We start from the raw sequence: 25,609 nt of genomic DNA on the forward strand, positions 1-25,609 counted from the left end.
CCCGGACTGAAGTCCGGGCTACGCCGCGAACGCCATCGCCCGAACCTCTTGCCCTCGCACCTGCCCCTCCCTATCCTGCGCCGGTCACGGTCAATCCCGTGGCCGGGGTTGACAGCCCGAATTAGTAGGCGAGTTGCCTTCAGCCAAACCCGAAAAGCCGTAATCGGCTCGGCTGGCCTAACTGACGGTAAGCAAATGGACCTTAATTGGAACTTCGCCATGCATGACGCATTTACCCCCATCACCTTCCAACGCCACTGTCACCAACTGCGCGCCGTCATGATCGACAACCGCCCCTGGTTCGTCGCCCTCGACTTCGCCCTGATGATCGCCGCCACCCGGCCCTACCGCCTGACCAAACGCCTCTACCCCCACCAATTCCGCTTCGCCTTTCTGCGCTACAGCACAGGGCGCTGTGAAGAAGTGGAACTGGTCAGCGAAGCCGGCCTCTATCGCGCCCTCTACCGCTTCGGCCACCCCGAGCATTGCGCCCTCAGCCAATGGCTCAGCGACGAAGTGATCCCCACCCTCCACGACTACCACCGCGACCCACAGGCCAGCCCGCGACGCATCCTCATGACCTGGGCCAACCAGCGCATCGCCGCACTGCACTGGCAAAGCGAAACCTGGATCGCCCGGCAGGACCTGCCGCGTTTCATGGCGGTGCATGACGACCCGCTGTTGGGGGATGGGCCGAGTTGGAAGCGGTTTTTCTAAGGTGCAGAAATGAAAAAACGCCGCATGGGAGTGCGGCGTTTTTAAGATTGGCAGTTCTCGACCAGAAGCAGCCCCATGGCAGGGAGTTAGCTAGCAGGGAGAGATGTGACCTAGTAAAGGTACATTTCCACTGTATGCATAAACAGTAATGGCATTTGGTCAATAGGAGATTATTCTTCGACTGAACAAAAACAAATTCATCTCGTAATCTAGCCAGTTCATGCACAGGGAAGTCGCATAGGAAATGACCAAACTCGCTCAACGCCCGCTCTCCGATCCTATACGCGCAAGCCAGAACTGCGATGCGACTTGGAAGGAGTCGGTTCAGACGCTGATTAAGTGCTGGGAAACCGGCCGCCCCTTCCCATTAAAGCCCGTAAACTATTTGTGTTCTGTAGAGTGAAAGAGCTACCACCAATTCACTCGAAAGGTGGTGTGTCTCGTGCATTGAAGATGGAAAAATTCTAGACACTTCACTACCTAGTTTAGGAACTATGTGGCGAAGATCTGACGCCGATTTAGTACGACAGAAAGCTGAATGAGCATCGCACAAAAAACCAGATTTATATATAGAGAGAGAGTGAAAGATTCAAACATTGGCTTTACTGCCAAACTCTCGCTGATAGACCGCCTTAAAAATATGCAAGCACTAGAAATTCTTGAGTTATAGATCAAGGTAGATATCTATGGGGCACTTAGAACAAACCGCGGCAGACAAAAGTTCTTTAGGATTTGAGTACCAAGACCTCGTACTCGTGAACTATTTGCTGGAGTTAAAACCCGAAGAAACAATTGGACTTGAAGTATTTGACGACATTCACACCGAAAATATCAGCAACGACCTGTGTCTCATCCAAGTAAAACATAGCCTGTTAGGCGGCAATATAACAGAGCGGGATATCGATCTCTGGAAGACGCTATATAACTGGCTGAAATCACTACCCGAACTACCCCAAGGGAAAAATATAAAATTTAAAATTTACTCAAATAAAACCCTCAATAACCAAAACTTGATAGCGTTGCTTACCTCCGCAAAAACCAATAAAGAAAACATAATAATTGCAATCGGCAATATTTTTAAAGATATAAAAAATAAAGAATCACTGAAAGACAAAAAAGACCCAGCAAATCCAATACTTAAATACGTGGAAGCACTAGCAACAGCAAAGAAAGAGGACGTGGAATTTATTCTGGAGCGGTTCCAATTCCATACCGACACGAACTCCGCAACTCAGCAAATAAACAATAAGCTTTTGTACTTAGCCATACCAGAGAGCAAGCTAGATGACACACGAAAATTTGTTCTAGGAGCTTATAAAGAATATAAAATCACAAGCATCATAAGTGGCAAAAAAACAATAATAACGTATGAGGATTTTAGAATCCGAATGGGGTTTGATCGAATATTGCGATCCTCGCGAAGCAATGAAATAGATTATGATCGATTCTATGATAAATATTATCACTTTAGGCAATTGGGCAATTTTTCATTTCTAGACAGTACCTTTAGCAATCAATTGAAAGATATCGGTCTCCCTAATGAAGACGTCATTGAGCATGGGATTGAGATGCTTGCAACGACGGAATTAATTCAAGAGCTAAAAAAAGAAGGGGATTTCACTCACAAAGATGATACCCGCCTTGCAATGCAATGTGAATTTGCTTGGAACAATATCCATCGCAGAGCGCATAGCGAACTTAACGAAGAGACATACCAGCCATTAATTGCCGCGCAAATGTGCTATGACTCCACTTTGAGAAAAGAACTAAAGCTAAATAACATTTCTCTTCCCGACGGATTTAGCAAGGGCAAATTCATCGCACTTTCCGATATTCCTTCTATAGGGTGGAAGGCGAACTGGAAGGAGCTATATTCTAAATGAACCCACTTATAACCAATGAAATACTTGGTGCGCTAGCTATACAAGCTACGCTGGCATGCCTTCCAAATCGGCAACTAGAACTGACCAAGATCTTATTGATTTTGCCGCTGCTATACAACAAAAGAGTCAGGAGCATTCTTAAAAGCAAAAAAGTTGTTCACTTAGGAAGTCGCGACTTAGCACTTTCTTTTCCAAAAGATTTTTCATCTGTGAATGCCCATTATCTTGACATGTCAATTACATCAATAAATACAATCCTATTAGCGTGCGAAATGGGCATCACTGAGTTAAGCGCAGACTCGCTATCTCTGCGCACTGAGATCTTTACCTCAACTTCTTCCAGATCTATTGGGCTGTTAGGTAGTGAGATCTTTACCGCAGCTCCATGTCTCGCAAAAATATTACAAGAAAGCGCCGAAGAACTTTATCAAAATTTCAGGATAGTGCTATGAGCGGCATACAGATTAATAACATTCTCCTCTGGCAAAAAAATGGAACTCTAAGAAATCTTGAGCTCTTGGAGAATCACGTCAATGTCATAACAGGTGACTCGGGCAAAGGAAAATCATCAATCCTTTATATTATTGATTATTGCCTGCTAGCTAGTGAGACCAAGGGCATATCCAAGGCAAATATCGACTCAAAAATAACTTGGTATGGATTGAAAATTAATATACATGGGCGCAAATTTTTGATTGCCCGCCCATCGGGAGAGAGCAACGAGACGACTCAGGCGTACTTGTCAGAATCTGACGAAATCCCTGAAATACCATCCTTTAACATCAAAATAGAGAACCTTAAGAAGATTTTAAATGATGCTTTCGGCATCGATTCTGAATTAAAGATCCCGTATGGAGGAAGACACATACGCACTGGCTCAAAGGTTTCTTTTCGCAGCTTTCTGCCTCATAGCTATCAAGACCAGAACGCTATAATTGCACCAGAATATTTGTATATCAGGCCAGCTGACGGGCGCTATCAAGAGTCAATTGAAAGAACCTTTCGAATGGCACTTGGTGTCGAAAACGTCAAGACATCTACAGCAAAAACAAAATTGCTCGAACTAGAGCAGCAGCGCTTAGCCTTTGAGCGCAAAAAAGAGATATTCGAAAAAAACAAACTTGCGTTTTCCGATGAACTTCAAAGTCTTGGTCAAGAAGCAGCGGCGCTAGGAATTTTAGATAGTGTCCCACTGGATACAGATATACTTCTGCAGCAGCTTAAAGAGGTCGTAATTGATTCAGAGATACCGCCTCGGGAAAAAAATGAAATTGATGAAATAGAAAAGAAATTGCTATTGCTTCGTGCAAAAAACAAAAAATACGAGGCATTTGCCGATAGAAGATCTGAATTTTTAACCTCAACAAAGCAATCAGAAGATGCTCTTCGCCCAATTGAATTTTTAAATGAAAACCCGAATTTGGTCTTTCCATCCGAAATGGCAAATAGCCTTATTCATCATCTCCAAAGGGAGCTATCTCGCCTGCGCTCATCATTGAGAAACAAAAAGCAAGCTCCATTTCTTGCTGAAGTCACCGAATTAATTTCTGAGAACACCGCAGAGATTTCAAGACTTGAGAAAGATCTAGCCGCGATTCAAAAAAACCAAAAAGCTCGATCAACATCAAAAGAATACTATAAATATATTGGCCGCCTAGATACCAAGATTCAGCTATTCAGCGGCGCGGACAACCATACCTTCAATTTTGACCCAGAAGAATACAACACTAAAACCGAGCAACTCAGAAGCGCAATCGAAGAAGATAATTTAAAAGTCGAACTGGCCGAACAAAAACTCAATGAATTTATCAATGAAAAACTCAAAAGATTAAAACTAAAAGGATATGATAAATTTACCGCTAGATTCAGCGAAAGGGAAAAGCTAATACACTTGTTTTCGGAAGACCTATCGTTTACCGAGAAAATGCCTGACATAGGCAGTGCATCCAACTATCTTTATCTGCACCTGGCTTACTTCCTCTCTATACATGAAGTTGCAAAGAGGCACAAAGTTTCATGGATGCCATCTTTTATGATTCTTGATCAGCCAAGTACGCCTTATTACTCCACTGAAGGAAAACCGAGCGATGATGTTGTCAGTCTTGACGCAGCTTTGATTGAGATGAATGAGTTTGTAAAAAAAATGGATCAAGAAGGTGGATTCCAAATAGTACTTCTAGAGCACATCGAAGAGTCGCATTGGAAGAAACTAAAGCTAGATAGATTCCACTTGGTAGACAAAGAGCTACGTGGAGATTACGGACTAATTCTTGACTAAGATCTTATTTGATAGCACTTGCTAGCTCAGCCGACCTCTTTTCAACAGCCGAAAAAGATGCGTTTTAAAAGTCGTTGGGATGAAGGGCGAAGTAGAGAGGAAGGCTCGACTGAACACCTCACGCTTAAGAGCACACCCTGTAGGGGCGACTTCAGTCGCCAAGCAGGCTGCAAGCCTGCCATCGGACGCCACCGGGGGATGCTGCGCATCCCTTGGCGACTGAAGTCGCCCCTACGTCTCGTACACCCCTCCAGTGTTCGGGCTATGGAGTCGCTCCGATCCGATCGTGGTGTTCTCGCAGGGTGCGAGCGGCCAATCAGAGCGCGGGCAGGACGTGAAACGGCGCCTGCCCCCGCTGAACCGGTGCACTCACCTTGTCCCACTACTCCCTGACGTAAACCCCATCAAAACTCACATTCATGCCGCCGCAATTGTTGTTGTCATCCACGATCAGGAAGCGGCCGACCCGGCTGAACTCCACAGCGCAGTCGTACTTGTCGTCACCTTCCTTGGTCATCGCGTAGCGGCCTTCTGGCTTGAGGGTGCCGTCGATCTCCCCGACGTGGGCGCTGGCGCCGGTGCCCCAGATGGCATCACCGGTCACGTGCAGACCATTGCCCTGCTCTTGCTGCTCGATGGTGATGGAGCTTGCCGGGGTCTTCCAGGTGCCCAGCCAGTCGGTGGGCTGGGGCGCGGGATCGGCTGCTGGTGCGAGGTTCTCCAGCACGATCCAGCCCACGGTTTCGCGCTTCTTGCCCTGGTACCAGGCACAGGCCCAGTCGCCTTCGATCTTGTTGACCAGCACCTCATCGCCCTCGATGACGTAGGCCTTCTGCATGCACCCCTCCGATTCAGGGCAGCCCTCGGTGTCCTTGAAGAAGTGCGTCTGGTGCTTGCCCACGACGGTGTAGAGCTTGGTGAACTTGCCCTCGGAGGGGAAGTAGCCGTTCCTGCAGCTGAAGGGCTCGATGTACTCGGCGTGGCTGGGCAGGCAGATGAATGCCAGGGCGCTGGTGAGCAGTAAGGGGGTGATCTTGTGCATGACGGGCCGTTCCTTGCCACGGTGAGCGCTGCGGGGCGACAGGCCCTGCGGCGAAGAGGGCCGGAATCTAGCGACGGGCGCGAGTGAGCGTCAACTGGCACAGCGGCACTAGGGCGAGCCGAGGGACAGCGGGCGCTCTGTGGCGTCGGGATCGGGCGCTGTTCGGCTTCAACCCCCAACACCCCTGGCACACCCCTTGCTATCCCCCCTCCAGGCCCCACCGTCGGGGCCCGACGGCAACGGCGCCGCCAACGGCCATCGCACTGTGCGAACGGTCGGGCGGCGCCTTTTCATTTCGAGGACAGGGACACCATGGATCACGCCCGCCCGACCACCCGCCGCGATGCCCTGGCCTGGGTCGCCGGCAGTGACGCGCCCGAGAAGAGCGCGCTGGACATCGGCTTCATGCCGCTCACCGATTCGGCCTCGCTGATCGTCGCGGCCACCCAGGGCTTCGCCCAGCCCTACGGCCTCACCCTCAACCTGCATCGGCAGGCATCCTGGGCGGGGCTGCGCGATGGGCTCACCAGCGGCCGGCTGGATGCCGCCCAGGCGCTCTACGGGCAGGTCTACGGCAGCCACCTGGGCATCGGCAGCCCGGCCACGCCCATGGCGGTGCTCATGGCCCTGAGCCAGAACGGCCAGGGCATCAACCTGTCCGAGCCGTTGCGCCAGGCGGGCGTGACCCACGCCGAGGCACTGGTGCGCCATGTGCACCAGCACGGCGCACGGCTCACCTTCGCCCACACCTTCCCCACCGGCACCCACGCCATGTGGCTGGCCTACTGGCTCGCGGCTCATGGCATCCACCCGCTGCGCGATGTCGACACCCAGGTGGTGCCGCCGTCGCAGATGGTTGCGCACTTGCAGGCCGGGCGCATCGACGGCTTCTGCGCCGGCGGGCCCTGGGGCGCGCTGGCGGTGGAGCGTGGCCAGGGCTTCACCCTGGCCACCAGCCAGTCCATCTGGCCGGACCACCCCGAGAAGGTGCTGGGCGCCACCCGGGCCTTCGTCGAGCAGTACCCCAACTGCGCCCGCGCCCTGGTGATGGCGGTGCTGGACGCCAGCCGCTTCATCGAACAGAACCCCGAGAACCGCCGCAGCACCGCCCAGTTGATCAGCGCCGAGGCCTACGTCGGCGCGCCGCTGGAGGTGATCGAGCCGCGCTTTCTCGGCCACTACCACGACGGCCTCGGCCACCACTGGGAAGACGCCCATCCCCTGCGCTTCTTCGACGAGGGCCGCGCCACCTGCCCCTACCTCTCCGACGGCCTGTGGTTCCTCACCCAGTTCCGCCGCTGGGGGCTGCTGCGGGACGACCCGGACTACCTGGCCATCGCCCGCCAGGTGCAATGCCTGGCGCTGTACCGCGACGCCGCCGAGGCCCTCGGCATCGCCGTGCCGGCGCCGATGCGCAGTGCGGTGCTGATGGATGGCGTCGCCTGGACCGGCGACGACCCGGCCGGCTACGCCCGCCGTTTCCCCGTGCACGCGCTCGCCGATGCGACCGCCCCGCTGCTCTGACCCAGGGACGGCCGCCATGCTGCGCATCCTGCTGATCAACGACACCCCGAAGAAGATGGGCCGGCTCAAGGCCGCCCTGAGCGAGGCCGGTTTCGAGGTGGTGGACGAGTCCGGGCTGGACATCGACCTGCCGCGCCGGGTCGAGGCGGTGCGCCCCGACGTGGTGCTGATCGACACCGAATCCCCCGGCCGCGACGTGATGGAGCAGGTGGTGCTGGTCAGCCGCGACCGCCCGCGCCCCATCGTCATGTTCACCGACGAACACGACCCGGCCATCATGCGCCAGGCCATCCAGGCCGGCGTCAGCGCCTACGTGGTGGAGGGCATCCAGGCCCAGCGCCTGGCGCCGATCCTCGACGTCGCCATCGTCCGCTTCGAGAGCGACCAGGCCCTGCGCGCCCAGCTGAACGCCCGTGAGCAGCAACTGGCCGAGCGCAAGCGGGTGGAGCTGGCCAAGGGCCTGCTGATGAAGATGAAGCAATGCGGCGAAGAGGAGGCCTACACCCTCATGCGCCGCCAGGCCATGAGCCGGCAGCAGAAGCTCATCCAGGTGGCCGAGCAGATCATCGCCATGCACGAGATGCTCGGGCACTGAAGCCGGGCAGGCCGGGGCCGCGTGCCCCTGCTCGGGGCATCGTCCCAGCGGCATGAATCCCCCCGGCAGCCTGCCAACCGGCGTATCGCCAGCCCTGCCAGCCCTCCCCCGCACTTGGCCCGGCTCTTGCTGAGCCTCCCCCAGGTAGCCAACGGCGGTTGCCCACCGAACGACAAAGGCGTCGCGTTTCCCCAGCCCAGCGGCTGCGGGATCGCGGCGCCTTTTGCGTTCCAGCCCCGGCGCAGGGGCAGCGCGGCGCAGTCCGCCCGCGCGTGTGACATCACCCGATCCAGCCCCGGCCATGACCGGCCGGGCGCGCCCGACCCGGTCCGGCGCGCATGTGCCGGAGGGACGCAACCGCCGTGCACTGCCGGGGGTGGTCCGTCCGGTTCCCCACTGATGCAGATGAGGAGTTCGTTCGATGACGAGTTTCTGGAAAGCGGGCCACACCCCGACCCTGTTCGCCGCCTTTCTCTATTTCGATCTGAGTTTCATGGTCTGGTACGTGCTCGGTCCCTTGGGGGTGCAGATCGCCACCGACCTGGGGCTGACCACCCAGCAGCGCGCCCTGATGGTCGCCACACCGATCCTGGCCGGCGCCGTGCTGCGCTTCCTGATGGGCCTGCTGGCCGACCGCACCTCGCCGCGCAGTGCCGGCCTGCTGGGCCAGGTCATCGTCATCGGCGCGCTGTTCGGCGCCTGGCAGCTGGGCATCCACAGCTACGAGCAGGCGCTGCTGCTGGGGCTGTTCCTCGGCTTCGCCGGGGCCTCGTTCGCCGTTGCCTTGCCGCTGGCCTCCCAGTGGTACCCGCCACAGCACCAGGGCAAGGCCCTGGGCATCGCCGGGGCCGGCAACTCCGGCACCGTGCTGGCAGCGCTGTTCGCCCCAGGGCTGGCCGCCCTGTACGGCTGGAACAACGTGTTCGGCCTGGCGCTTGTGCCGCTGGTGCTGACCCTGGCGATCTTCGCCATCGCCGCGCGCAACGCTCCCAACCGCCCGGCACCCAAGGCGCTCGGCGACTACCTCAAGGCCCTGGGTGACCGTGACAGCTGGTGGTTCATGTTCTTCTACAGCGTCACCTTCGGCGGCTTCCTCGGCCTGGCCAGCACCCTGCCCGGCTACTTCCACGACCAGTACGGCCTGGAGCCGGTCACCGCCGGTTACTACACCGCCGCCTGCGTGTTCGCTGGCAGCCTGATGCGCCCCATCGGCGGCGCCTTCGCCGACCGCATCGGCGGCATTCGCACCCTGCTGGTGGTCTACACCCTCGCCTCGCTTTGCATCGCCGCCGTGGGCTTCAACCTCGGCAGCGTCTTCGCCGCCCTGGCGCTGTTCGTCATCGCCATGCTCAGCCTCGGCGCCGGCAACGGCGCGGTGTTCCAGTTGGTGCCGCAACGCTTCCACAAGGAGATCGGCGTCATGACCGGGCTGATCGGCATGGCCGGCGGCATCGGCGGCTTCTGCCTCACCGCCGGGCTCGGCGCCATCAAGCAGCACACCGGTGACTACCAGCTGGGCCTGTGGCTGTTCGCCAGCCTCGGCCTGCTGGCCTGGGTCGGGCTGTACGGCGTCAAGCTGCGCTGGCGCACCACCTGGGGCAGCGCCGCCCTCACCGCAGCGCGGGTATGAGCCTGCGCCTGCGGGTCGGCCAGGCCAGCGCCACCGGCCCCCGGCGGGACAACCAGGACGCGCTGCGGGTGGTCACCCCCGCCGCGCCCCTGGCGGCCAGCAAGGGCAGCCTGTTCGCCCTCGCCGACGGCGTCAGCCAGTGCGCCGACGGTGGCCTGGCGGCCCGCGCCACCCTGCAGGCGCTGGCCCTGGACTACTACGCCACGCCGGAAACCTGGGCCGTGGCCCAGGCCCTGGACCGCCTGCTGCTGGCCCACAACCGCTGGCTGCGCGCCAACGGCGGCGGCCAGCCGCTGCTCACCACCCTCACCGCCCTGGTGCTGCGCGGGCGCCGCTTCACCCTCGCCCACGTCGGCGACTGCCGCGCCTACCGCTGGCACGCAGGCCGCCTGCAGCGCCTCACCGAGGACCACGTATGGGACCAGCCCGGTATGCAGCATGTGCTCAAGCGCGCCCTTGGCCTGGATCAGCACCTGGTGGTGGACTACCGCGACGGCCACCTGCACGAGGGCGACGCCTTCCTGCTGGTCAGCGACGGCGTCTGGGCCAGCCTCGGCGACGACGGCATCCGCCACCTGCTGCAGGACGAAGCCGACCCCGAAGCCGCCGCCCGCGCGCTGGTCAGCGCCGCCCACCTGGCCGGCAGCCAGGACAACGCCAGCGCCCTGCTGGTACAGGTCCAGCAGTTACCAGAACGGGCCCTGGCCGATGCCATGGCCGAGGTGGACGACCGCCCCCTGCCCCCCGAGCTGCGCCCCGGCCAACGGTTCGAAGGCTGGTGGGTGCAGGGCCAGGTGGCCGCCTCGCGCCAGTCGTTGCTGTACCGCGTGCGCGATGCCGCTGGCCAGGACTGGCTGCTGAAGACCCTGCCCCACGAGCGCCACGACGAACCGGAGGCGGCCATAGCCCTGCTGCAGGAGGAATGGTTCCTGCGCCGGGTGGCCGGCCGCCATTTCGCCGAGGTGCACCCCCTGCCCCAGCGCCAGCACCTCTATTACGTGCAGCGCGAATACCCCGGGCGCGACCTCGGCCGGCGCCTGGCCGAGGACGGCCCGCTGCCCCTGGACGCCTGGCTGCAGGTGGCCAGCCAGCTGCTGCAGGCCCTGGGCACCCTGCACCGGCGCAACGTGCTGCACCGCGACGTGAAGCCGGAGAACCTGCTGCAAGGCGAGGACGGCCAACTGCGCCTGCTGGACTTCGGCCTCGCCTACTGCCCGGGCCTGTCCGCCGAGCCGGACGCAGGCCTGCCCGGCACCCCCGGCTACCTGCCGCCGGAAGCCTACGCCGGTGCAGCACCCGCACCGGGGCTGGACCTCTACGCCGCCGCCGTCACCCTGTACCGGCTGCTCACCCAGCACTTCCCACAGGGCGAGGTGGAGGCCTTCCAGCGTCCGCGCCTGGGGCCGCCGACGCCGGCCAGCCGCTACCGGCCGGACGTCCCGCCGTGGATCGATGCCCTGCTGGACAAGGCCCTGGCCCTGGACCCGACCCAGCGTCACGAAACCGCCGAGCACTGGTTGCTGGAACTGGAGCGCGGCGAGCGCCGCGACGACAGCCGCCCGCGCCCCCTGCTGCAACGGGCGCCGGCCGCCACCTGGCGCGCCATCGCCCTGCTGGCCCTGGCCGGCAACCTGCTGCTGGGGCTGGCCCTGCTGGCGCACCACGGCGGCGCATGACGCCCCCGGACGGCGCACGCGCCACCCCGTTTTTACCGTGCCGGGTGCCGCAACGCCGCGCCGGGCGGGCTCCGACGGGTTGGCACGCTGCCTGCTAGAGAGGTTTCGACACATTCACAGGCCCCTGCTCAACGGCGAGCGGGCGCCCTTCCCGATCGAACGGGACCTGGACAAAGGCGTCCTGCTGGCAACAGCGGGACGCCTTTTTTGTTTGCCCGGATTTTTATGCAGGAGCCTTCCGCATGAAGAAACTCAAGCTGGTGATGATCGGCAACGGCATGGCCGGAGTGCGCACCCTCGAAGAGCTGCTCAAGCTCGCCCCCGACCTCTACGACATCACCCTGTTCGGCGCCGAACCGCACCCCAACTACAACCGCATCCTGCTGTCGCCGGTGCTGGCGGGCGAACAGGCCTTCGAGGACATCGTCCTCAACGACCTCAACTGGTACGCCGAGCAGCGCATCCAGCTGCTGCTCAACCGCAAGGTGGTGGCCATCGACCGGCGCCGCCGAGTGGTCACCGCCGACGACGGCACCCAGGCCGAATACGACCGCCTGGTGATCGCCACCGGCTCCAACCCCTTCATCCTGCCGGTGCCGGGCAACCGCCTGGCGGGTGTGATCGGCTACCGCGACATCGCCGACACCCAGGCCATGATCGACGCCGCCCAGCGTCACAGCCACGCCGTGGTGATCGGCGGCGGCCTGCTCGGCCTGGAGGCGGCCAACGGCCTCAAGCAGCGCGGCATGGACGTCACCGTGGTGCACCTGGCCGACTGGCTGCTGGAGCGCCAGCTCGACCGCACCGCCGGCAAGCTGCTGCAGAGCGCGCTAGAGGCGCGAGGCATCCACTTCCGCCTCAACACCGTCACCGACGAGCTGATGGACAACGGCGAGGGCCGCGTCTGCGCCGTGCAGTTCAAGGGTGGCGAGGTGGTCCCGGCCGACCTGGTGGTGATGGCCGCCGGCATCCGCCCCAACACCGAACTGGCCGAGCGCGCGGGCCTGCCATGCAACCGCGGCATCCTGGTCAACGACACCCTGCAGACCTACGACCCGCGCGTGTACGCCGTCGGCGAATGCGCCAACCACCGGGGCATCGCCTACGGCCTGGTGGCGCCGCTGTTCGAACAGGCGCGGGTCTGCGCCAACCACCTGGCCATGCTCGGCTTCGCCCGCTACCAGGGCTCGGTGACCTCCACCAAGCTCAAGGTCACCGGCATCGACCTGTTCTCCGCCGGGGACTTCATGGGTGGCGACGGCACCGAGACCATCACCCTGTCCGACCCCATCGGCGGGGTCTACAAGAAGCTCGTCATCAAGGACGACGTGCTGGTGGGCGCCTGCCTCTATGGCGACACCGCCGACGGCGGCTGGTACTTCCGTCAGGTGCGCGAGGGCGCCGACATCAGTGGTATCCGCGACCACCTGATGTTCGGCGAGAGCGCCCTGGGCGACGTCGGCCACCAGGGCCAGAGCAGCGCTGCGAGCATGCCCGACAGCGCCGAGGTGTGCGGCTGCAACGGCGTGTGCAAGGGCACCATTGTCAAAGCCATACAGGCCAACGGCCTGTTCAGCGTCGACGAGGTGAAGAAGCACACCAAGGCCGCCAGCTCCTGCGGCTCCTGCGCACCGCTGGTGGAGCAGATCCTCATCAGCACCGTCGGCGGCGCAGCGGATGTGAAGCCCAAGAGCGAAAAGGCCGTGTGCGGCTGCACCGAGCTGAACCATGGCCAGGTGCGCGCGGCCATCCGCGAGCAGCACCTGACCCACCTCGGCCAGACCATGGCCGCGCTGGGCTGGAACACACCGGACGGCTGCGCCACCTGCCGCCCGGCGCTGAACTACTACCTGATCTCCACCTGGCCGGGCGAGGCCCACGACGACCCGCAGTCGCGCCTGATCAACGAGCGCGCCCACGCCAACATCCAGAAGGACGGCACCTACTCGGTGGTACCGCGCATGTGGGGCGGCGTCACCAGCGCCGCCGAGCTGCGCCGCATCGCCGACGTGGCGGACAAGTACCAGGTGCCCATGGTCAAGGTCACCGGCGGCCAGCGCATCGACCTGCTGGGCATTCGCAAGGAGGACCTGCCCGGCGTCTGGAAGGACCTGGACATGCCCTCCGGCCACGCCTACGGCAAGTCCATCCGCACGGTGAAGACCTGCGTCGGCAGCGAGTTCTGCCGCTTCGGCACGCAGAACTCCACCCAGTTGGGCATCGACCTGGAGCACGACCTGTTCAACATGTGGTCGCCGCACAAGGTCAAGCTGGCCGTCTCCGGCTGCCCGCGCAATTGCGCCGAGGCCGGCATCAAGGACATCGGCATCATCGGCGTGGACTCCGGCTGGGAGCTGTACATCGGCGGCAACGGCGGAATCCGCACCGAAGTGGCGGAGTTCTTCGTCAAGCTCAAGACCGCCGACGAGGTGCGCGAATACAGCGGCGCCTTCCTCCAGCTCTACCGCGAGGAAGCCTTCTACCTCGAACGCACCGTGCACTACCTGCAGCGGGTGGGCATGGCGCACATCCGCCAGGCGGTGCTGGAGAACGCCGACAACCGCCGCGCCCTCAACCAGCGCCTGCAATACGCCCTGTCCTTCGAACAGGACCCGTGGCAGGCGCGCATCGCCGAACCGGCCCTGAAGAAGGAATTCCAACGCATCCCCGTGAAGGCACTGGCCGACGCCTGAGGCGTCGTGCCGCCCACCCGACCCGACCTGGAGAACGCCCCATGAACTGGCTCGACATCTGTGCCCTGGACGAGATCAACCCGCTGGGCTCGCGCATCGTCGCCGGCCCCGACGGCGACATCGCCGTGTTCCGCACCGCCGAAGACGAAGTCTTCGCCCTCGACGACCGCTGCCCGCACAAGGGCGGCCCGCTGTCCCAGGGGCTGGTCTACGGCAAGCGCGTGGCCTGCCCGCTGCACGCCTGGCACATCGAACTCGCCTCCGGCGAGGCGGTGGCCCCGGACCAGGGCTGCGCCCACCGGCACCCGGTGCGGGTGGAAGGCGGCCGCGTGCTGCTGGCCCTGCGCAGCACTGCCTGCGCCTGACCCGACGAGGACCGCCCATGACCCGGACCACCGCCACCACCTGCTGTTACTGCGGCGTCGGCTGCGGGGTGCTGATCGAACACGACGGCGCGCGCATCCTCGGGGTCGCCGGCGACCCGGCCCACCCGGCCAATTTCGGTCGCCTGTGCAGCAAGGGCTCCAGCCTGCACCTCAGCGGCGACCCGGCCGCCCGCGCCCTGCGGCCGGAGCTGCGCCTGGCCAAGGGCCTGGCACGCAGCGCCACCGACTGGGACACCGCCCTGGAGCACGCCGCCGAGCGCTTCGCCACCACCCTCGCCGAGCACGGGCCGGACAGCGTGGCGTTCTACGTCTCCGGCCAGTTGCTGACTGAGGACTACTACGCCTTCAACAAGCTGGCCCGGGCCCTGGTGGGCACCCACAACATCGACAGCAACTCGCGGCTGTGCATGTCCTCGGCGGTGGTCGGCTACAAGCGCAGCCTGGGCGCCGACGCCCCGCCCTGTTCCTACGAGGACATCGAACAGGCCGACTGCGTGCTGATCGTCGGCAGCAACATGGCCTTCGCCCACCCGGTGCTGTTCCGGCGCCTGGAGGCAGCCAAGGCGCAGCGCCCCGAGATGAAGGTGATCGTCATCGACCCCCGACGCACCGATACCTGCGAGCTGGCCGACCTGCACCTGGCGATCCTCCCCGGCACCGACGTGGCGCTGTTCCACGGGCTGCTGCACCTCCTGCTGTGGGAAGGCTGGGTGGACCACGGCTTCATCGCCGCGCACACCGAGGGCTTCGACGCCCTCAAGGCGCTGGTGCGCGACTACGGGCCGGCGCAGGTGGCGCAGACCTGCGGCATCGACGCGGCCGACCTGCAGCGCTGCGCCGAATGGATCGGACGCACGCCCCGCCTGCTCTCGCTGTGGTGCATGGGGCTCAACCAGTCCAGCGCCGGCAGCGCCAAGAACAGCGCGCTGATCAACCTGCACCTGGCCACCGGGCAGATCGGCCGGCCGGGCGCCGGGCCCTTCTCCCTCACCGGCCAGCCCAACGCCATGGGCGGCCGCGAAACCGGCAGCCTGAGCAACCTGCTGCCCGGCCACCGGGAAGCGGCCGATGCCGGGCACCGGCACGAGGTGGCCGCCTACTGGGGCGTGCCGGCCCTGCCGGAAGCACCGGGGCTGGCCGCCCTGGAGCTGTTCGAAGCAGTGCGCGAGGGGCGCATCCGCGCGCTGTGGATCGTCTGCACCAACCCGGCCCAGTCCCTGCCGGACCAGGCACAGGTGCACGAGGCCCTGGCCGCCTGTCCCTTCGTAGTGGTGCAGGAGGCCTTCGCCACCACCGAGACCTGCCGCCATGCCGACCTGCTGCTGCCCGCCGCCAGCTGGGGCGAGAAGGACGGCACCGTGACCAACTCCGAACGGCGCATCAGCCGTGTGCGCCAGGCCGTCCCGGCGCCCGGCGAGGCGCGTCCCGACTGGGCCATCGCCTGCGATTTCGCCCGCCGCCTGGAGCGCCGCCTGCGTCCCGGCCAGCCGAGCCTGTTCGACTTCGACGGCCCGGCAGCGCTGTTCGACGAATACAAGGGGCTGACCGCCGGCCGCGACCTGGACCTCAGCGGCCTCTCCCACGCCCTGCTGGAGCGCCTCGGCCCCCAGCAGTGGCCCTTTCCCACTGGAGCCCAGGCCGACACGCCGCGCCTGTACGGCGACCGGCGCTTCGCCACCGCCACTGGCCGCGCCCGCTTCATCACCGAGGCCTACCGGCCGCCGGTGGAGCGCCGCGATGCGCGCTACCCGCTGGTGCTCAACACCGGGCGCCTGCGCGACCAGTGGCACGGCATGAGCCGCACCGGCACCCTGCCCCGGCTGTTCGGCCATGTGGACGGGCCGCAACTCGGCCTGCACCCGGAGGACATGCGCCGGCGCCGGCTCGTCGACGGCCAATTGGTGCGGGTGCGCAGCCGCCGGGGCGAACTGCTGCTGCCTGCCGTCACCGACGAGGCGCTGCGCCCCGGCCAGGCCTTCCTGCCGATGCACTGGGGCGACCGCTTCCTTTCCGGGCTGGGCAGCAACCGCCTGACCAGCCCGGCGCGGGACCCGCTGTCGCGCCAGCCGGAGCTCAAGCACGCCTGTGTGGAGGTGGAGCCGGTGGCGCTGCCCTGGCAGCTGTTCGCCCTGGTGGAGGGCGACCTGCAGGCCGCCTTCACCACCCTGCGCCCGCTCTGCGACGCCTTTGCCTACGCCAGCCTGGTGCCCAGCGGCCACGAGCGCGGCGCCCTGGTGATCCGCGCTGCCCACGGCGAGGCCCCCGATCCGACGTTGCTGCAGCGCATCGACCAGGCCCTGGGGCTGCTGGACGGCCCGGTGCTGGCCTACGACGACCCGCGCCGCGCGGTGGGCAAGCGGGTGCGCATCGAGGGCGGCCGCATCACCGCCCTGCGCCTCGCGGGCGAAACGGCCGCGCGGGACTGGCTCAAGGGCCTCTGGCAGGAAGGCCGCGCCGACCAAAGCCTGCGCCGCTGGCTGCTGGCGCCCCTGAGCACACCGCCCAGCGGCACCCCCGCCGCCACGCGCACCCTGTGCACCTGCATGAACGTCAGCCAGCCGGCGGTGCTGGCCGGCATCGCCCGGGGGCTGGACCTGGCGGGCCTGAAGGAGGAGCTCGGTTGCGGCACCCGCTGCGGCTCCTGCGTACCGGAAATCCGCCGCCTGCTGGCGGCGCCACAACGGGCAAGCGCCTGAGGAGGTTGCACATGAACGGCAAGGTCTGGCTGGTGGGCGCGGGCCCCGGTGACCCCGAACTGCTGACCCTGAAGGCCGCCCGCGTACTGGGCGCGGCCGACGTGGTGATGATCGACGATCTGGTGAACCCAGCCCTGCTCGTGCACTGCCCCGGCGCACGGGTGGTGCGGGTGGGCAAGCGCGGCGGCTGCCGCTCCACGCCACAGGCCTTCATCCACCGCCTGATGCTGCGCTACGCCCGCCAGGGACGCTGCGTGGTGCGGCTCAAGGGCGGCGACCCGTGCATCTTCGGGCGCGGCGGCGAGGAAGCCGCCTGGCTGGCGGAGCGCGGCGTGGACTGCGAACTGGTCAACGGCATCACCGCCGGGCTGGCCGGCGCCACCGCCTGCGGCATCCCGCTCACGCTTCGGGGCGTCAGCCGTGGCGTGACCCTGGTCACCGCCCACACCCAGGACGACAGCGAGCCGGAGTGGGCCGCCCTGGCCGCCAGCGGCACCACCCTGGTGGTGTACATGGGCGTCGCCCGGCTGGCCGCCTTGCAGGCCGGGCTGCTCGCCGGCGGCATGGCGCCGGGCATGCCGCTGGCGATGATCGAAAACGCCTCGCTCCCGGAACAGCGCGAGCGCCGCAGCACCCTGGCCACCCTGTTGCAGGACGCCAGCGCCTTCCGCCTGAGCAGCCCGGCGATCCTGGTGATCGGCGAGGTGGCGGCCGAGGCGGCGGTCAGCGCCCTGCCCCTGAGTGCCTGACGGGGGCGGTTGCGGAAGCGCCCAGCGCATCACGGTACGCGGCCATGGGCGCGCTAGAATGCCCGCCCGCTGACCGTCAAGGAGACCGTCCCGTGAAGCCCAGGAATCCCATTGCCCTCTTCGCCCTGCTCTGGGCCAGCTCACCCGCCTTCGCGCTGGATGCCCAGGTGGCCGGTGCGCTGGAGAAGGCGCTGACCTGCCAGCAGGCCCCGTTGGATGCCCGCGACGACGCGGTGAAGGCGCTGTTCAAGGCCAACGGCATCGTCGCCGTGGACCACGACGAAGACGGCCTGATCGACCTGGAGTACCACCTGCCGCAACCGGTCGAGGTGCTGGGCGTGCCGATCAGCACCCTCTGGTACCGGGGCGACAGCGGCGCGGTGTTCTACACGCAAGCCACCGGCGACCAGGCGGCCTTCGTCGGCAGGACCGGCGTGCAGCCCGTGCCCAAGGAGGACCTGGCCACCAGCGGCTGGGGACGCGGGCAGTACCGCAAGGAGGTCGGCCAGGCCTCCGACGACACCCCCTTCCCGGATGCCTTCTTCGTCGGCACCGACAGCACGTCGCCGCCCGGGACGTTCTACTTCGGCTGCCAGGTGTTCGACGGCTGACCGGCTTACGCCGCCAAGCCCCGCCGGGCGCTAGAATGCCCGCCCTTCTCTCCATTCAGGACACCCGCACATGGACCGTCGCCTCCATCGCCCCCTGTTCCGCGCCCTGCCCTGGCTGCTGGCGGCCGCCACCAGCCTGGCCAACCCCGCCTGGGCCCGCGATGCACAGCCCTGTGAACCCGCGTTGCTGAACGGCATCGCCCAGCAACTGGGCCAGAAGGGCTGGCAACAGCCGAGCTACGACAGCGAAGGCCCGCTGGTGGCCGCCGCCTGCAAGCGCTGGCCGGACGACGCCCGGCAGAGCGTGGTGGCCCTGGCCTACGACAGCGACGCCAGCGGTAGCACGCCCGGTGAACGCCTGCTGCACCTGCTGGTGGCACGGGTGGACAGCGCCAGCGGGCGTATCCTCGAGCGCCACGAAGGCAACCTGGAAGAAGACGCCCTGCTGGAGATCAGCGCCGACAGCCTCTGGCTGGACACCGCGCGCTACCGCCTGGCCAAGGACGTGCGTGCCTTCGGCGTGGTGATCAGCAGCCAGGCCCGTGGGCCCAGTTGTCCGGACGCGGGGATGTTCGACGAGCTGACGCTGTTCGTTCCCGGCGAGGCCGCCACCCTGCGCCCGGTGTTCACCGGCTACCTGCGGGAGTGGATCACCGTGCAGGGCACCAGTTGCGTGAACAACGACCGCTTCCGCTCCGAGCACGCGCGGATGACCCTGGCCATCGGCCCGAAGAGCAGCCACGGGTTCGCCGACCTGATCCTCTCCGCCCAGGTGAGCGACGACGACGACAAGCCGCTGCGCACGGTGAAGAAGACCCTGCAATACGACGGCAAGACCTACCCCTATTCGTCCACCGACACCTTCTGGGGCACCCTGAGCGTCGACTGAGCCTCAGCGACGCCCGGCCAGCCCCTCCAGCGGGGCTCCCGGCCGCGCGCCGCCCAATAGCGGGAACAACAACTCCACGCAGAAGCCGCCCTCGGCGCGGTTGCTCAAGCGAAGCGAAGCGCCGAGGCGACGGCTGATCATCTCCACGATGGCCAGCCCCAGGCCCGCACCCTGGGGATTGCCGGCGCTGTAGAAGCGGTCGCAGAGGCGCGCCAGTTCGGCCTCGCTGGCCCCCGGCCCCTGGTCCAGCACCCGCAGGCGCACGCCCTGGCCGAGGGCGTCCACCTGCACCCGCACCTCGCTGCCAGGCGGGGTGAAGGTCAGGGCATTGCTGATGAGGTTCTGCAGCAGGATCGACAGCGAGGCTTCCTCGCCCTGCACCGGGCACGCGGGCTCCCCTTCCAGCACCAGTTCCACGTCCTGGCGCAGGGCCAGCGGCGTCAGCTCCGCCAGCTCCTCGCGCACCAGGGCCGGCAGGTCCACGGGCTGCCGGGTGTCGATCTCCGGCTCCAGGCGGGCCATGGTGAGCAGCTGGCTGGCGATGCGGGTGGCGCGGCCCACGCCCTGCTGGAGGAAGGCCAGGGCCTCGTCACGCTCCTGGTCGTTGTCGGCCTGACGGGCGTTGCGGGCGTGGATGTCGAGAATGGCCAGGGGCGTGCGCAGCTCGTGGGCGGCATCGGCGATGAAGCGCCGCTCGCGCTCCAGCAGGTTGCGCAGTTGCTGCAGCAGGCGGTCCAGGGCGCTGCGCACCGGCTCCAGCTCGGGCGGCAGCGGGCCGCGTGCCAGGGGTTCCAGGCTGTCCACCGGGCGGGCGCGCAGTTGCCGCGCCAGGCGCTGCAGCGGGCGCAGGCCCCAGCCCAGCAGTTGCCAGATCACCAGGGCCAGCAGCGGCAGCCCCACCAGGCTGGGCAGCAAGGCATGCTGGACGATGCGCTGGATCAGGTCCTGGCGCAGGTCGTCGCGCTCGCCGACCCAGATCAGCAGGCCCTGCTCGGCGTCGTCCAGCAGTACACCGCACCATTCGTGGCCGTCGACGATGAAGTCCTGCACGCCCACCGCCGGGGGTTTCTCCAGCGCCGGGGCGTCGTCGGAACGCAGCAGCAGCCGGCCATCGCGGGACCAGATCTGGAAGGCCACGTCGATCTCGTAGGGGTGGGTCAGCACGCCTTCTGCGGAGCGCTCCATGGCCTGGTCCAGCGCCTGGCGCAGGCTCGCCCAGTCGGCGCGCTCCAGGCCCGGCTGCCGCAGCACGCCCTGCAGCAGGCGGGCGGTCTGCAGCAGCTGGGCGTCGTAGATGCCTTCGATTTCCCGGTGGCTGTCACGCACCGCCAGCAAGCCCAGCACCAGGCTGCCGATCAGGAACAGCGCCAGGGTCGGCGCGAGGATGCGGGTGCGAATGGCGATCATGGCGCGCGCTCCACCAGGTAACCGACCCCGCGCACAGTGCGGATCAGACCGCTGTCGAGCTTCTTGCGCAGGTTGTGGATCAGCACTTCCAGGGTGTTGCCGGGGCCGCTCTCGTTCCAGCCGTAGAGGGTGTGGCTGAGGCGCTCACGGGTGACCACCGCCCCAGGGCGCACCAGCAACTGGTGCAGCAGCTGGTACTCCATGGGCGTCATCGCCACCGTCTGCCCGTGGTAGCGCACCTCCTGGGTCGCCGGATCGAGGCTGACGCCGGCATGCTCCAGCAGCGGCTGCGCTCGCCCCTGGCAACGGCGCAGCAGGGCGCGGATGCGAGCCTTGAGTTCGTCCAGGTCCACCGGCTTGACCAGATAGTCGTCGGCGCCGGCATCCAGCCCCTGGATGCGGTCGGCCTTGCCGTCGCGGGCGGTGAGCACCAGCACCGGCACCTGGGTCTCCGGCCGGCTGCGCAGCTGGCGCAGCAGGGTGAGGCCATCCTGGCGCGGCAGGCCCAGGTCCAGCAGCACCAGGTCGAAGGCCTCGCTGCGCAAGGCATGGCCGGCCTCCACGCCGTCAGCCACCCAGTCGAGGGTGTAACCCTCCTTGCGCAGGGCCACGCGAATGCCCTGGGCCAGGGCGGCATCATCTTCGACCAGCAGCACGCGCATGGGGCGCTCTCCATCGTTCGGTGGCGGCCATGATGGGAATTCGCTGCGGCTTGGAAAGCCGGCAAATGTAACGCGCCATTACCCCCTAAGCCTTCGTTAAGCTTCGCGCCACAAGGTGGGCCCCTTACTGAAAAGGAGCCCCACCCATGCGATACCTGCTGCTTCCCACCCTGTTGCTGGCCAGCGCCAGTGCCGTTGCCGGCCCCACCTGCACCGAAGCCGAGCGCAGTACCTGGCAGGACCCGGAGCGCTTCCAGGCCGGCCTGCGCGAGCAGGGCTACGAGATCCGCAAGTTCAAGGTCACCGACGGCAACTGCTACGAGATCTATGGCTACGACAAGGACCGCCGCAAGGTGGAGATCTACCACGACCCGGTGAGCGGCAAGGCCGTGAAGACCGAGGTCAAAGACTGATGCTCAGCCCGACGACGCGCCGCTGGCTGGCCCTGCCGGCGCTCGCCACTCTGAGCTGCAGCCTGCTGCTGGCGGATGACCTCCTCCAGCAGCAGTTCACCCCCAGCAACCGAGCCGAGCTGGAGCTGGGCTACGTGGCGGTGCTCTGGCTGTTCAGCGCCGCCCTCTGGCTCTGCGGCCAACGGCTGCTGGTGGCGGGCATCCTGCTGCTGTTCGCGCTGATGCAGGTGATGCAGCTGGCCAACATCAGCTTCTTCGGCGAACCGCTGAGCGCCATCGACATCCAGGCCCTGCTCAACGACTCGGCCGAGGTGCGCGACACCGCGCTGTACAGCTTCACCCAGCACTGGCCGGTGCTGGTGTGCGTCGGCCTGCCCTACACGGCGCTGCTGCTCCTGCACCTGAAGGTGCGCCCGGCCCTGGGCCTGCCTTCGAGCCGCTGGGCGCTGCTGCTGATCGCCGTGGTGCTGCTGTCCAAGCCCTACCGCGCCACCTACCGCAACCTCGACGCCTTCGTCCCCAGCCCGGCCCGCAGCGGCCTGCACAACAGCCTGAACGCCTTCTCCGCCTGGGCGGTGCGCCTGGCCCTGCGCGAGGACGCGCAACTGCCCCCGGCGCCCTTCCAGCCCTACGGCCTGAGCGCCGTGCCCAGCGGCGCCAGGCATGTGTGGCTGGTGGTGGCGGACTCCCTGCGCAGCGACCGGCTCGGCGTGTTCGGCTACGACCGCGACACCACCCCGCGCCTGCAGGCCTACCTGCGCGACCACCCCGACGCCCTGCTGCGCCCTGGCGTGGCGGCCGGCGTAGCCACCGACGTGAGCCTGCCGTACCTGCTCAACCCCATCCGCGAACCCGGCCAGGACCCGCTGCTGCGCACCGGCCAGGTCAACCTGTTCCGCTTCGCCCGGGAAGCCGGCTTCCGCACCCACTGGATCTCGTCCCAGGAGTCCAAGCTGCTGGCGCACCTGGGCAGCCGCTACCTGGACGTGTCGATCACCCGCGAGGACCACCCGCTGCGCTTCCTCCAGCGCCAGGACCGCACCCTGCTCGAGCTGCTGGCCCAGCAGCACTGGGGGCCGCGCAACTTCGTGGTGCTCAACCTGCGCACCGCGCACCTGCCCTACGCAAACAACTACCGCCACGAGGCCCGCGTCGCACCCTGGCCGGACCAAAGCGCCGCCGACCAGGCCAACGCCTACGACAACGCCATCCACTACCTGGACGAGCTATTGGGTGAGGTGCTGGAGGCGTTCGACCGGCTCGAAGGCGAGCGCTACCTGGTGATCACCGGTGACCACGGCCAGCGCCTGGGCGAGGACGGCCACTGGGGCCACAACGACCTGGTGCCGGAGGTTAGCGACGTGCCGGTGATCGTCATCGCCCGCGAAGCGCCGGAGGCACCGCTGCAGCAGCTGGCCAGCGAACGCTGGATCAGCCACTACGAAGCCGGCACCTGGCTGGCGGCGCGCCTCGGCACCCGGATCGACAACCCCAACCTGCGGCCTGGCGAGCACTTCGTGCACGGCAAGCTGCTGTTCACCGACAACTTCATCCAGCGCGTCTGCGAGTCGGACGACGGCCTGGTGCACCAGCCGCCGAAGCAGCTCAGCCTGCTGCTGAAACGCCCCGACGAAGGCGCCTGCTCGCCCGGCTAGAAGTACTTCAGCCAGGCAAGGTCGCGCCGCCGCGCCTTCAACCGGGCGAAGGCGCGCACCGGCGGGAACAGCGCCACCGCCAGCACCGCGCTGGCCAGCCACAGCGCCCAGGTGCCGTCGAAGCCGAACAGCGTGCCCTGGTTGGCGCCGAAGATGGCCAGGCACGCCAGGTAGAGCAGCTTCAGCACGTAGAGGTGCAGCAGGTAGAAAAACATCGGCGCGGCGCCGAAGGTGGCCAGCAGCGGCACCAGGCGCGCCTGGCCGATGCGCTCGAAGGCCCGCAGCAGCCACAGGCCGAGCCCCAGGGTGAGGGCCAGGAACAGCAGCGACGGCGGGTACTTGGTGATGTTGAAGAAGGCCATCAGCGTGTGGGTCAGGTCGGCGCCTGGCGCCCAGGGCCGTTCGCCGTAGCCGTTCACCAGGCGCAGCAGCACGAAGAGCAGCAGGCATGCCGCGCCCGTCACCCACAGCCGGTGCTGGCGCGTCTCCGCCTGGCTGCCCCGGCCGAACCAGGGCCCCAGGGCATAGCCCAGGGCGATCACGCCGATCCACGGCAGCACCGGGTAGGAGGTGCGCAGGCGCAGGCCCTCGCCCAGTTCGATCCAGCTCCGGTCATGCAGCACCGCCCAGGGGATGTGCGCCCAGGTGCCGGGCTCGGCATGCACGCCATCCAGCAGGTTGTGCCCAGCCACCAGCAGCAGCCCGAGGGCCACCAGCGCCGGGCGCGGCAGCCAGACCAGCGCGGAGAGCGCCAGCATGCTCAGGCCGATGGCCCAGATCACCTGCAGATACATCACGCTGGGCGGCCACTGGAAGGTCCAGGCGAAGTTGACCAGGGTGAGCTCCAGCACCACCAGGAACAGCCCGCGCTTGAACAGGAAGGCCGACACCGCTCCGCGTCCGTCGTGCTTCTCGCCGTACAGGTAGGCGGACAACCCGGTCAGCAGGATGAACACCGGGGCACAGAGGTGCGCCAGGGTGCGGCAGAGGAACAGCGCCGGGTCGGTGCCGGCCACGTCCATCGGGTCCCCCACCTGGTGGTGCAGGTAGAAGGTCTCGCGGACGTGGTCCAGCAGCATGAAGAGGATGACGAGGCCCCGCAGGGCGTCGATGGAGTGCAGGCGGGTGTGGGGCTTGAGGGGCATGGGCGGGCTCTGTTTTGAAACGTAATAAGATTACGTTTCAGCGCAATCCGTGCCAAGCGAGAACTCATCCCATCCACATCTGCCCGGCCTTCAGCCGTCCGGCCGTTCGACGAAATAGCGCGCCGGTGTCTGCCCGAAGGCCTTGCGGAACATGGCGATGAAGTTGCTCGGCGAGGCGTAGCCCAGGGCATCGGCCACCACCGCCACCGGGTCGCCCTGGGCCAGGCGCTCCAGGGCGTGCACCAGCCGCGCCTGCTGCCGCCACTCGGCGAAGGCCATGCCGGTCTCGGCGATGAACAGGCGCCGGGCGGTGCGCGGCGACAGCCCGGCGGTTTCGGCCCAGGCCTCTAGGCTGCGGGTGTCCGCCAGGTTGGCCAGCAGCCCACGGGCGATGGGCAGCACCCGGCGGTCGGTGGGCATCGGCAGGTGGAGCGGCTCGGTGGGCGCGGCGACGATCTCGTCCAGCAGCACCTGCACCAGCCGCTCGCGCTCGGGGGTCAGCGCCTCGCGGGGGTTCCAGCTGGCCGCGCGGCTCACCAGCGCGCGCATCACCTCGCCCACGCCCATCACCTGGGGATGGGCCGGCAACCGCGCGCAGGCCGAAGGTTCGATCAGCACGCTCCACCCGGACAGCACGCCGCTCAGGCTCGCCCAGTGGGGCACCCCTGGCGGCATCCAGGCGGCGCGATACGGCGGCAGCACCCAGGAGCCCTGGGCGGTGCGCACGTGCACCAGGCCGGTCTCGACGCAGGTGAGCTGCCCGCGCCGGTGGCGGTGCCAGTCGGTTTCCTTGTTGCCCAGGCGGAAGACGTGGTCGGGCTCGTGGCCGCCGCGCAGGGCGATGAGCAGCGGACCGCCGAGCAGGTCCGTCAGGTCGGCTTCAGTGATAGTGGCGATCTCCGGCATGGCAGGTTTGCAACATAGCTTGTCCGGATGCGGTTATCGGAACAAGCGCCCT

At 65.4% G+C, this 25,609-nt stretch carries 21 protein-coding genes; 16 read left to right on the plus strand and 5 right to left on the minus strand.

From position 1 onward, the window contains the following. The first annotated feature begins 219 nt into the window (after positions 1–219). The 4 genes from SZ55_RS15230 (at position 220) to SZ55_RS27450 (ending at position 4,878) form a co-directional block, all read left to right on the plus strand. Positions 220–717: a BRO-N domain-containing protein gene (locus SZ55_RS15230; RefSeq protein WP_044407651.1), complete on the plus strand. Its 498-nt coding sequence runs from the start codon at positions 220–222 to the stop codon at positions 715–717. Positions 718–1,472: 755 nt separating this feature from the next. Further along, positions 1,473–2,600, plus strand: a complete 1,128-nt coding sequence (locus SZ55_RS28055; protein WP_152644491.1) for a hypothetical protein — start codon at positions 1,473–1,475, stop codon at positions 2,598–2,600. Then, complete coding sequence (locus SZ55_RS28060; RefSeq protein WP_152644492.1) at positions 2,597–3,052, plus strand: hypothetical protein; 456 nt, start codon at positions 2,597–2,599, stop codon at positions 3,050–3,052. Before SZ55_RS28055 ends, SZ55_RS28060 begins: the two co-directional genes overlap by 4 nt. Continuing rightward, positions 3,049–4,878: a DUF3732 domain-containing protein gene (locus tag SZ55_RS27450; RefSeq protein WP_082078242.1), complete on the plus strand. Its 1,830-nt coding sequence runs from the start codon at positions 3,049–3,051 to the stop codon at positions 4,876–4,878. Before SZ55_RS28060 ends, SZ55_RS27450 begins: the two co-directional genes overlap by 4 nt. A gap of 382 nt (positions 4,879–5,260) precedes the next feature. On the opposite strand, the gene SZ55_RS15235 is transcribed toward SZ55_RS27450, so the two are convergent. Continuing rightward, positions 5,261–5,920 carry a hypothetical protein gene (locus SZ55_RS15235; RefSeq protein ID WP_044407653.1) on the minus strand — a complete coding sequence of 220 codons (660 nt, stop codon included), beginning with the start codon at positions 5,918–5,920 and terminating at the stop codon, positions 5,261–5,263. 312 nt (positions 5,921–6,232) lie between these two features. Here SZ55_RS15235 and SZ55_RS15240 point away from each other — a divergent pair, with 312 nt between their 5' ends. The 10 genes from SZ55_RS15240 (at position 6,233) to SZ55_RS15285 (ending at position 19,369) form a co-directional block, all read left to right on the plus strand. Further along, positions 6,233–7,444: a CmpA/NrtA family ABC transporter substrate-binding protein gene (locus SZ55_RS15240; protein WP_044407655.1), complete on the plus strand. Its 1,212-nt coding sequence runs from the start codon at positions 6,233–6,235 to the stop codon at positions 7,442–7,444. 16 nt (positions 7,445–7,460) lie between these two features. Next, positions 7,461–8,039 (plus strand): ANTAR domain-containing response regulator, encoded by a 579-nt coding sequence (locus SZ55_RS15245; RefSeq protein ID WP_044407657.1) that lies wholly within the window; start codon positions 7,461–7,463, stop codon positions 8,037–8,039. 421 nt (positions 8,040–8,460) lie between these two features. Continuing rightward, entirely contained in the window at positions 8,461–9,669 is a 1,209-nt protein-coding gene (locus SZ55_RS15250; RefSeq protein ID WP_044407659.1) for an MFS transporter, read from the plus strand. Then, complete coding sequence (locus SZ55_RS15255) at positions 9,666–11,345, plus strand: bifunctional protein-serine/threonine kinase/phosphatase (RefSeq protein WP_044407661.1); 1,680 nt, start codon at positions 9,666–9,668, stop codon at positions 11,343–11,345. The genes SZ55_RS15250 and SZ55_RS15255 overlap by 4 nt, the downstream gene beginning before the upstream one ends. A gap of 242 nt (positions 11,346–11,587) precedes the next feature. Then, a complete protein-coding gene (gene nirB / locus SZ55_RS15260) occupies positions 11,588–14,038 on the plus strand; it encodes a nitrite reductase large subunit NirB (RefSeq protein WP_044407662.1) in 2,451 nt (816 codons plus the stop codon). A 41-nt stretch (positions 14,039–14,079) separates the two neighbouring features. Beyond that, a complete protein-coding gene (gene nirD, locus SZ55_RS15265; RefSeq protein ID WP_044407664.1) occupies positions 14,080–14,403 on the plus strand; it encodes a nitrite reductase small subunit NirD in 324 nt (107 codons plus the stop codon). 17 nt (positions 14,404–14,420) lie between these two features. Then, the gene (locus tag SZ55_RS15270; RefSeq protein ID WP_044407666.1) at positions 14,421–17,120 is read left to right on the plus strand and encodes a nitrate reductase; all 2,700 of its coding nucleotides are present in this window, start codon (positions 14,421–14,423) and stop codon (positions 17,118–17,120) included. 11 nt (positions 17,121–17,131) lie between these two features. Next, a complete protein-coding gene (gene cobA, locus SZ55_RS15275) occupies positions 17,132–17,869 on the plus strand; it encodes a uroporphyrinogen-III C-methyltransferase (RefSeq protein WP_044407669.1) in 738 nt (245 codons plus the stop codon). A gap of 92 nt (positions 17,870–17,961) precedes the next feature. Beyond that, on the plus strand, positions 17,962–18,480 hold the full coding sequence (locus SZ55_RS15280) for a hypothetical protein (protein ID WP_044407672.1): 519 nt from the start codon (positions 17,962–17,964) through the stop codon (positions 18,478–18,480). 70 nt (positions 18,481–18,550) lie between these two features. Then, positions 18,551–19,369: a hypothetical protein gene (locus SZ55_RS15285; protein WP_044407677.1), complete on the plus strand. Its 819-nt coding sequence runs from the start codon at positions 18,551–18,553 to the stop codon at positions 19,367–19,369. Between the two features lie 3 nt (positions 19,370–19,372). Here the strand turns inward: SZ55_RS15285 and SZ55_RS15290 are convergent, their stop codons facing one another. Both SZ55_RS15290 and SZ55_RS15295 read right to left on the minus strand, forming a co-directional pair. Beyond that, positions 19,373–20,776, minus strand: a complete 1,404-nt coding sequence (locus SZ55_RS15290) for an ATP-binding protein (RefSeq protein ID WP_044407681.1) — start codon at positions 20,774–20,776, stop codon at positions 19,373–19,375. Further along, positions 20,773–21,438 (minus strand): response regulator, encoded by a 666-nt coding sequence (locus SZ55_RS15295; RefSeq protein WP_044407692.1) that lies wholly within the window; start codon positions 21,436–21,438, stop codon positions 20,773–20,775. Before SZ55_RS15295 ends, SZ55_RS15290 begins: the two co-directional genes overlap by 4 nt. A gap of 146 nt (positions 21,439–21,584) precedes the next feature. On the opposite strand from SZ55_RS15295, the gene SZ55_RS15300 reads away from it, so the two are divergent. Both SZ55_RS15300 and SZ55_RS15305 read left to right on the plus strand, forming a co-directional pair. Next, positions 21,585–21,851: a PepSY domain-containing protein gene (locus tag SZ55_RS15300; RefSeq protein ID WP_044407694.1), complete on the plus strand. Its 267-nt coding sequence runs from the start codon at positions 21,585–21,587 to the stop codon at positions 21,849–21,851. Further along, entirely contained in the window at positions 21,851–23,506 is a 1,656-nt protein-coding gene (locus SZ55_RS15305) for a phosphoethanolamine transferase (protein WP_044407697.1), read from the plus strand. The genes SZ55_RS15300 and SZ55_RS15305 overlap by 1 nt, the downstream gene beginning before the upstream one ends. On the opposite strand, the gene SZ55_RS15310 is transcribed toward SZ55_RS15305, so the two are convergent. Both SZ55_RS15310 and SZ55_RS15315 read right to left on the minus strand, forming a co-directional pair. Next, on the minus strand, positions 23,503–24,651 hold the full coding sequence (locus SZ55_RS15310; protein ID WP_044407700.1) for a DUF1624 domain-containing protein: 1,149 nt from the start codon (positions 24,649–24,651) through the stop codon (positions 23,503–23,505). The two genes, SZ55_RS15305 and SZ55_RS15310, sit on opposite strands and share 4 nt — an antisense overlap. A 90-nt stretch (positions 24,652–24,741) precedes the next feature. Next, positions 24,742–25,557, minus strand: coding sequence for an AraC family transcriptional regulator (locus tag SZ55_RS15315; protein ID WP_044407703.1), 816 nt, complete (start codon positions 25,555–25,557; stop codon positions 24,742–24,744). Positions 25,558–25,609: the final 52 nt, after the last annotated feature.

This window comes from Pseudomonas sp. FeS53a, assembly GCF_000931385.1.
GTDB lineage: Bacteria > Pseudomonadota > Gammaproteobacteria > Pseudomonadales > Pseudomonadaceae > Metapseudomonas > Metapseudomonas otitidis.

What these genes read in the sequence shown, in the direction of transcription:
- SZ55_RS15240 (WP_044407655.1), top strand. Translation starts at nt 6,233, where the DNA reads ATGGATCACGCCCGCCCGACCACCCGCCGCGATGCCCTGGCCTGGGTC.
- SZ55_RS28060 (WP_152644492.1), top strand. Translation starts at nt 2,597, where the DNA reads ATGAACCCACTTATAACCAATGAAATACTTGGTGCGCTAGCTATACAA.
- nirB (WP_044407662.1), top strand. Translation starts at nt 11,588, where the DNA reads ATGAAGAAACTCAAGCTGGTGATGATCGGCAACGGCATGGCCGGAGTG.
- SZ55_RS15270 (WP_044407666.1), top strand. Translation starts at nt 14,421, where the DNA reads ATGACCCGGACCACCGCCACCACCTGCTGTTACTGCGGCGTCGGCTGC.
- SZ55_RS15230 (WP_044407651.1), top strand. Translation starts at nt 220, where the DNA reads ATGCATGACGCATTTACCCCCATCACCTTCCAACGCCACTGTCACCAA.
- SZ55_RS15245 (WP_044407657.1), top strand. Translation starts at nt 7,461, where the DNA reads ATGCTGCGCATCCTGCTGATCAACGACACCCCGAAGAAGATGGGCCGG.
- SZ55_RS15250 (WP_044407659.1), top strand. Translation starts at nt 8,461, where the DNA reads ATGACGAGTTTCTGGAAAGCGGGCCACACCCCGACCCTGTTCGCCGCC.
- SZ55_RS15315 (WP_044407703.1), bottom strand. Translation starts at nt 25,557, where the DNA reads ATGCCGGAGATCGCCACTATCACTGAAGCCGACCTGACGGACCTGCTC.
- SZ55_RS15235 (WP_044407653.1), bottom strand. Translation starts at nt 5,920, where the DNA reads ATGCACAAGATCACCCCCTTACTGCTCACCAGCGCCCTGGCATTCATC.
- SZ55_RS15295 (WP_044407692.1), bottom strand. Translation starts at nt 21,438, where the DNA reads ATGCGCGTGCTGCTGGTCGAAGATGATGCCGCCCTGGCCCAGGGCATT.
- SZ55_RS27450 (WP_082078242.1), top strand. Translation starts at nt 3,049, where the DNA reads ATGAGCGGCATACAGATTAATAACATTCTCCTCTGGCAAAAAAATGGA.
- SZ55_RS15285 (WP_044407677.1), top strand. Translation starts at nt 18,551, where the DNA reads ATGGACCGTCGCCTCCATCGCCCCCTGTTCCGCGCCCTGCCCTGGCTG.
- cobA (WP_044407669.1), top strand. Translation starts at nt 17,132, where the DNA reads ATGAACGGCAAGGTCTGGCTGGTGGGCGCGGGCCCCGGTGACCCCGAA.
- SZ55_RS15300 (WP_044407694.1), top strand. Translation starts at nt 21,585, where the DNA reads ATGCGATACCTGCTGCTTCCCACCCTGTTGCTGGCCAGCGCCAGTGCC.
- SZ55_RS15290 (WP_044407681.1), bottom strand. Translation starts at nt 20,776, where the DNA reads ATGATCGCCATTCGCACCCGCATCCTCGCGCCGACCCTGGCGCTGTTC.
- SZ55_RS15305 (WP_044407697.1), top strand. Translation starts at nt 21,851, where the DNA reads ATGCTCAGCCCGACGACGCGCCGCTGGCTGGCCCTGCCGGCGCTCGCC.
- nirD (WP_044407664.1), top strand. Translation starts at nt 14,080, where the DNA reads ATGAACTGGCTCGACATCTGTGCCCTGGACGAGATCAACCCGCTGGGC.
- SZ55_RS15310 (WP_044407700.1), bottom strand. Translation starts at nt 24,651, where the DNA reads ATGCCCCTCAAGCCCCACACCCGCCTGCACTCCATCGACGCCCTGCGG.
- SZ55_RS15255 (WP_044407661.1), top strand. Translation starts at nt 9,666, where the DNA reads ATGAGCCTGCGCCTGCGGGTCGGCCAGGCCAGCGCCACCGGCCCCCGG.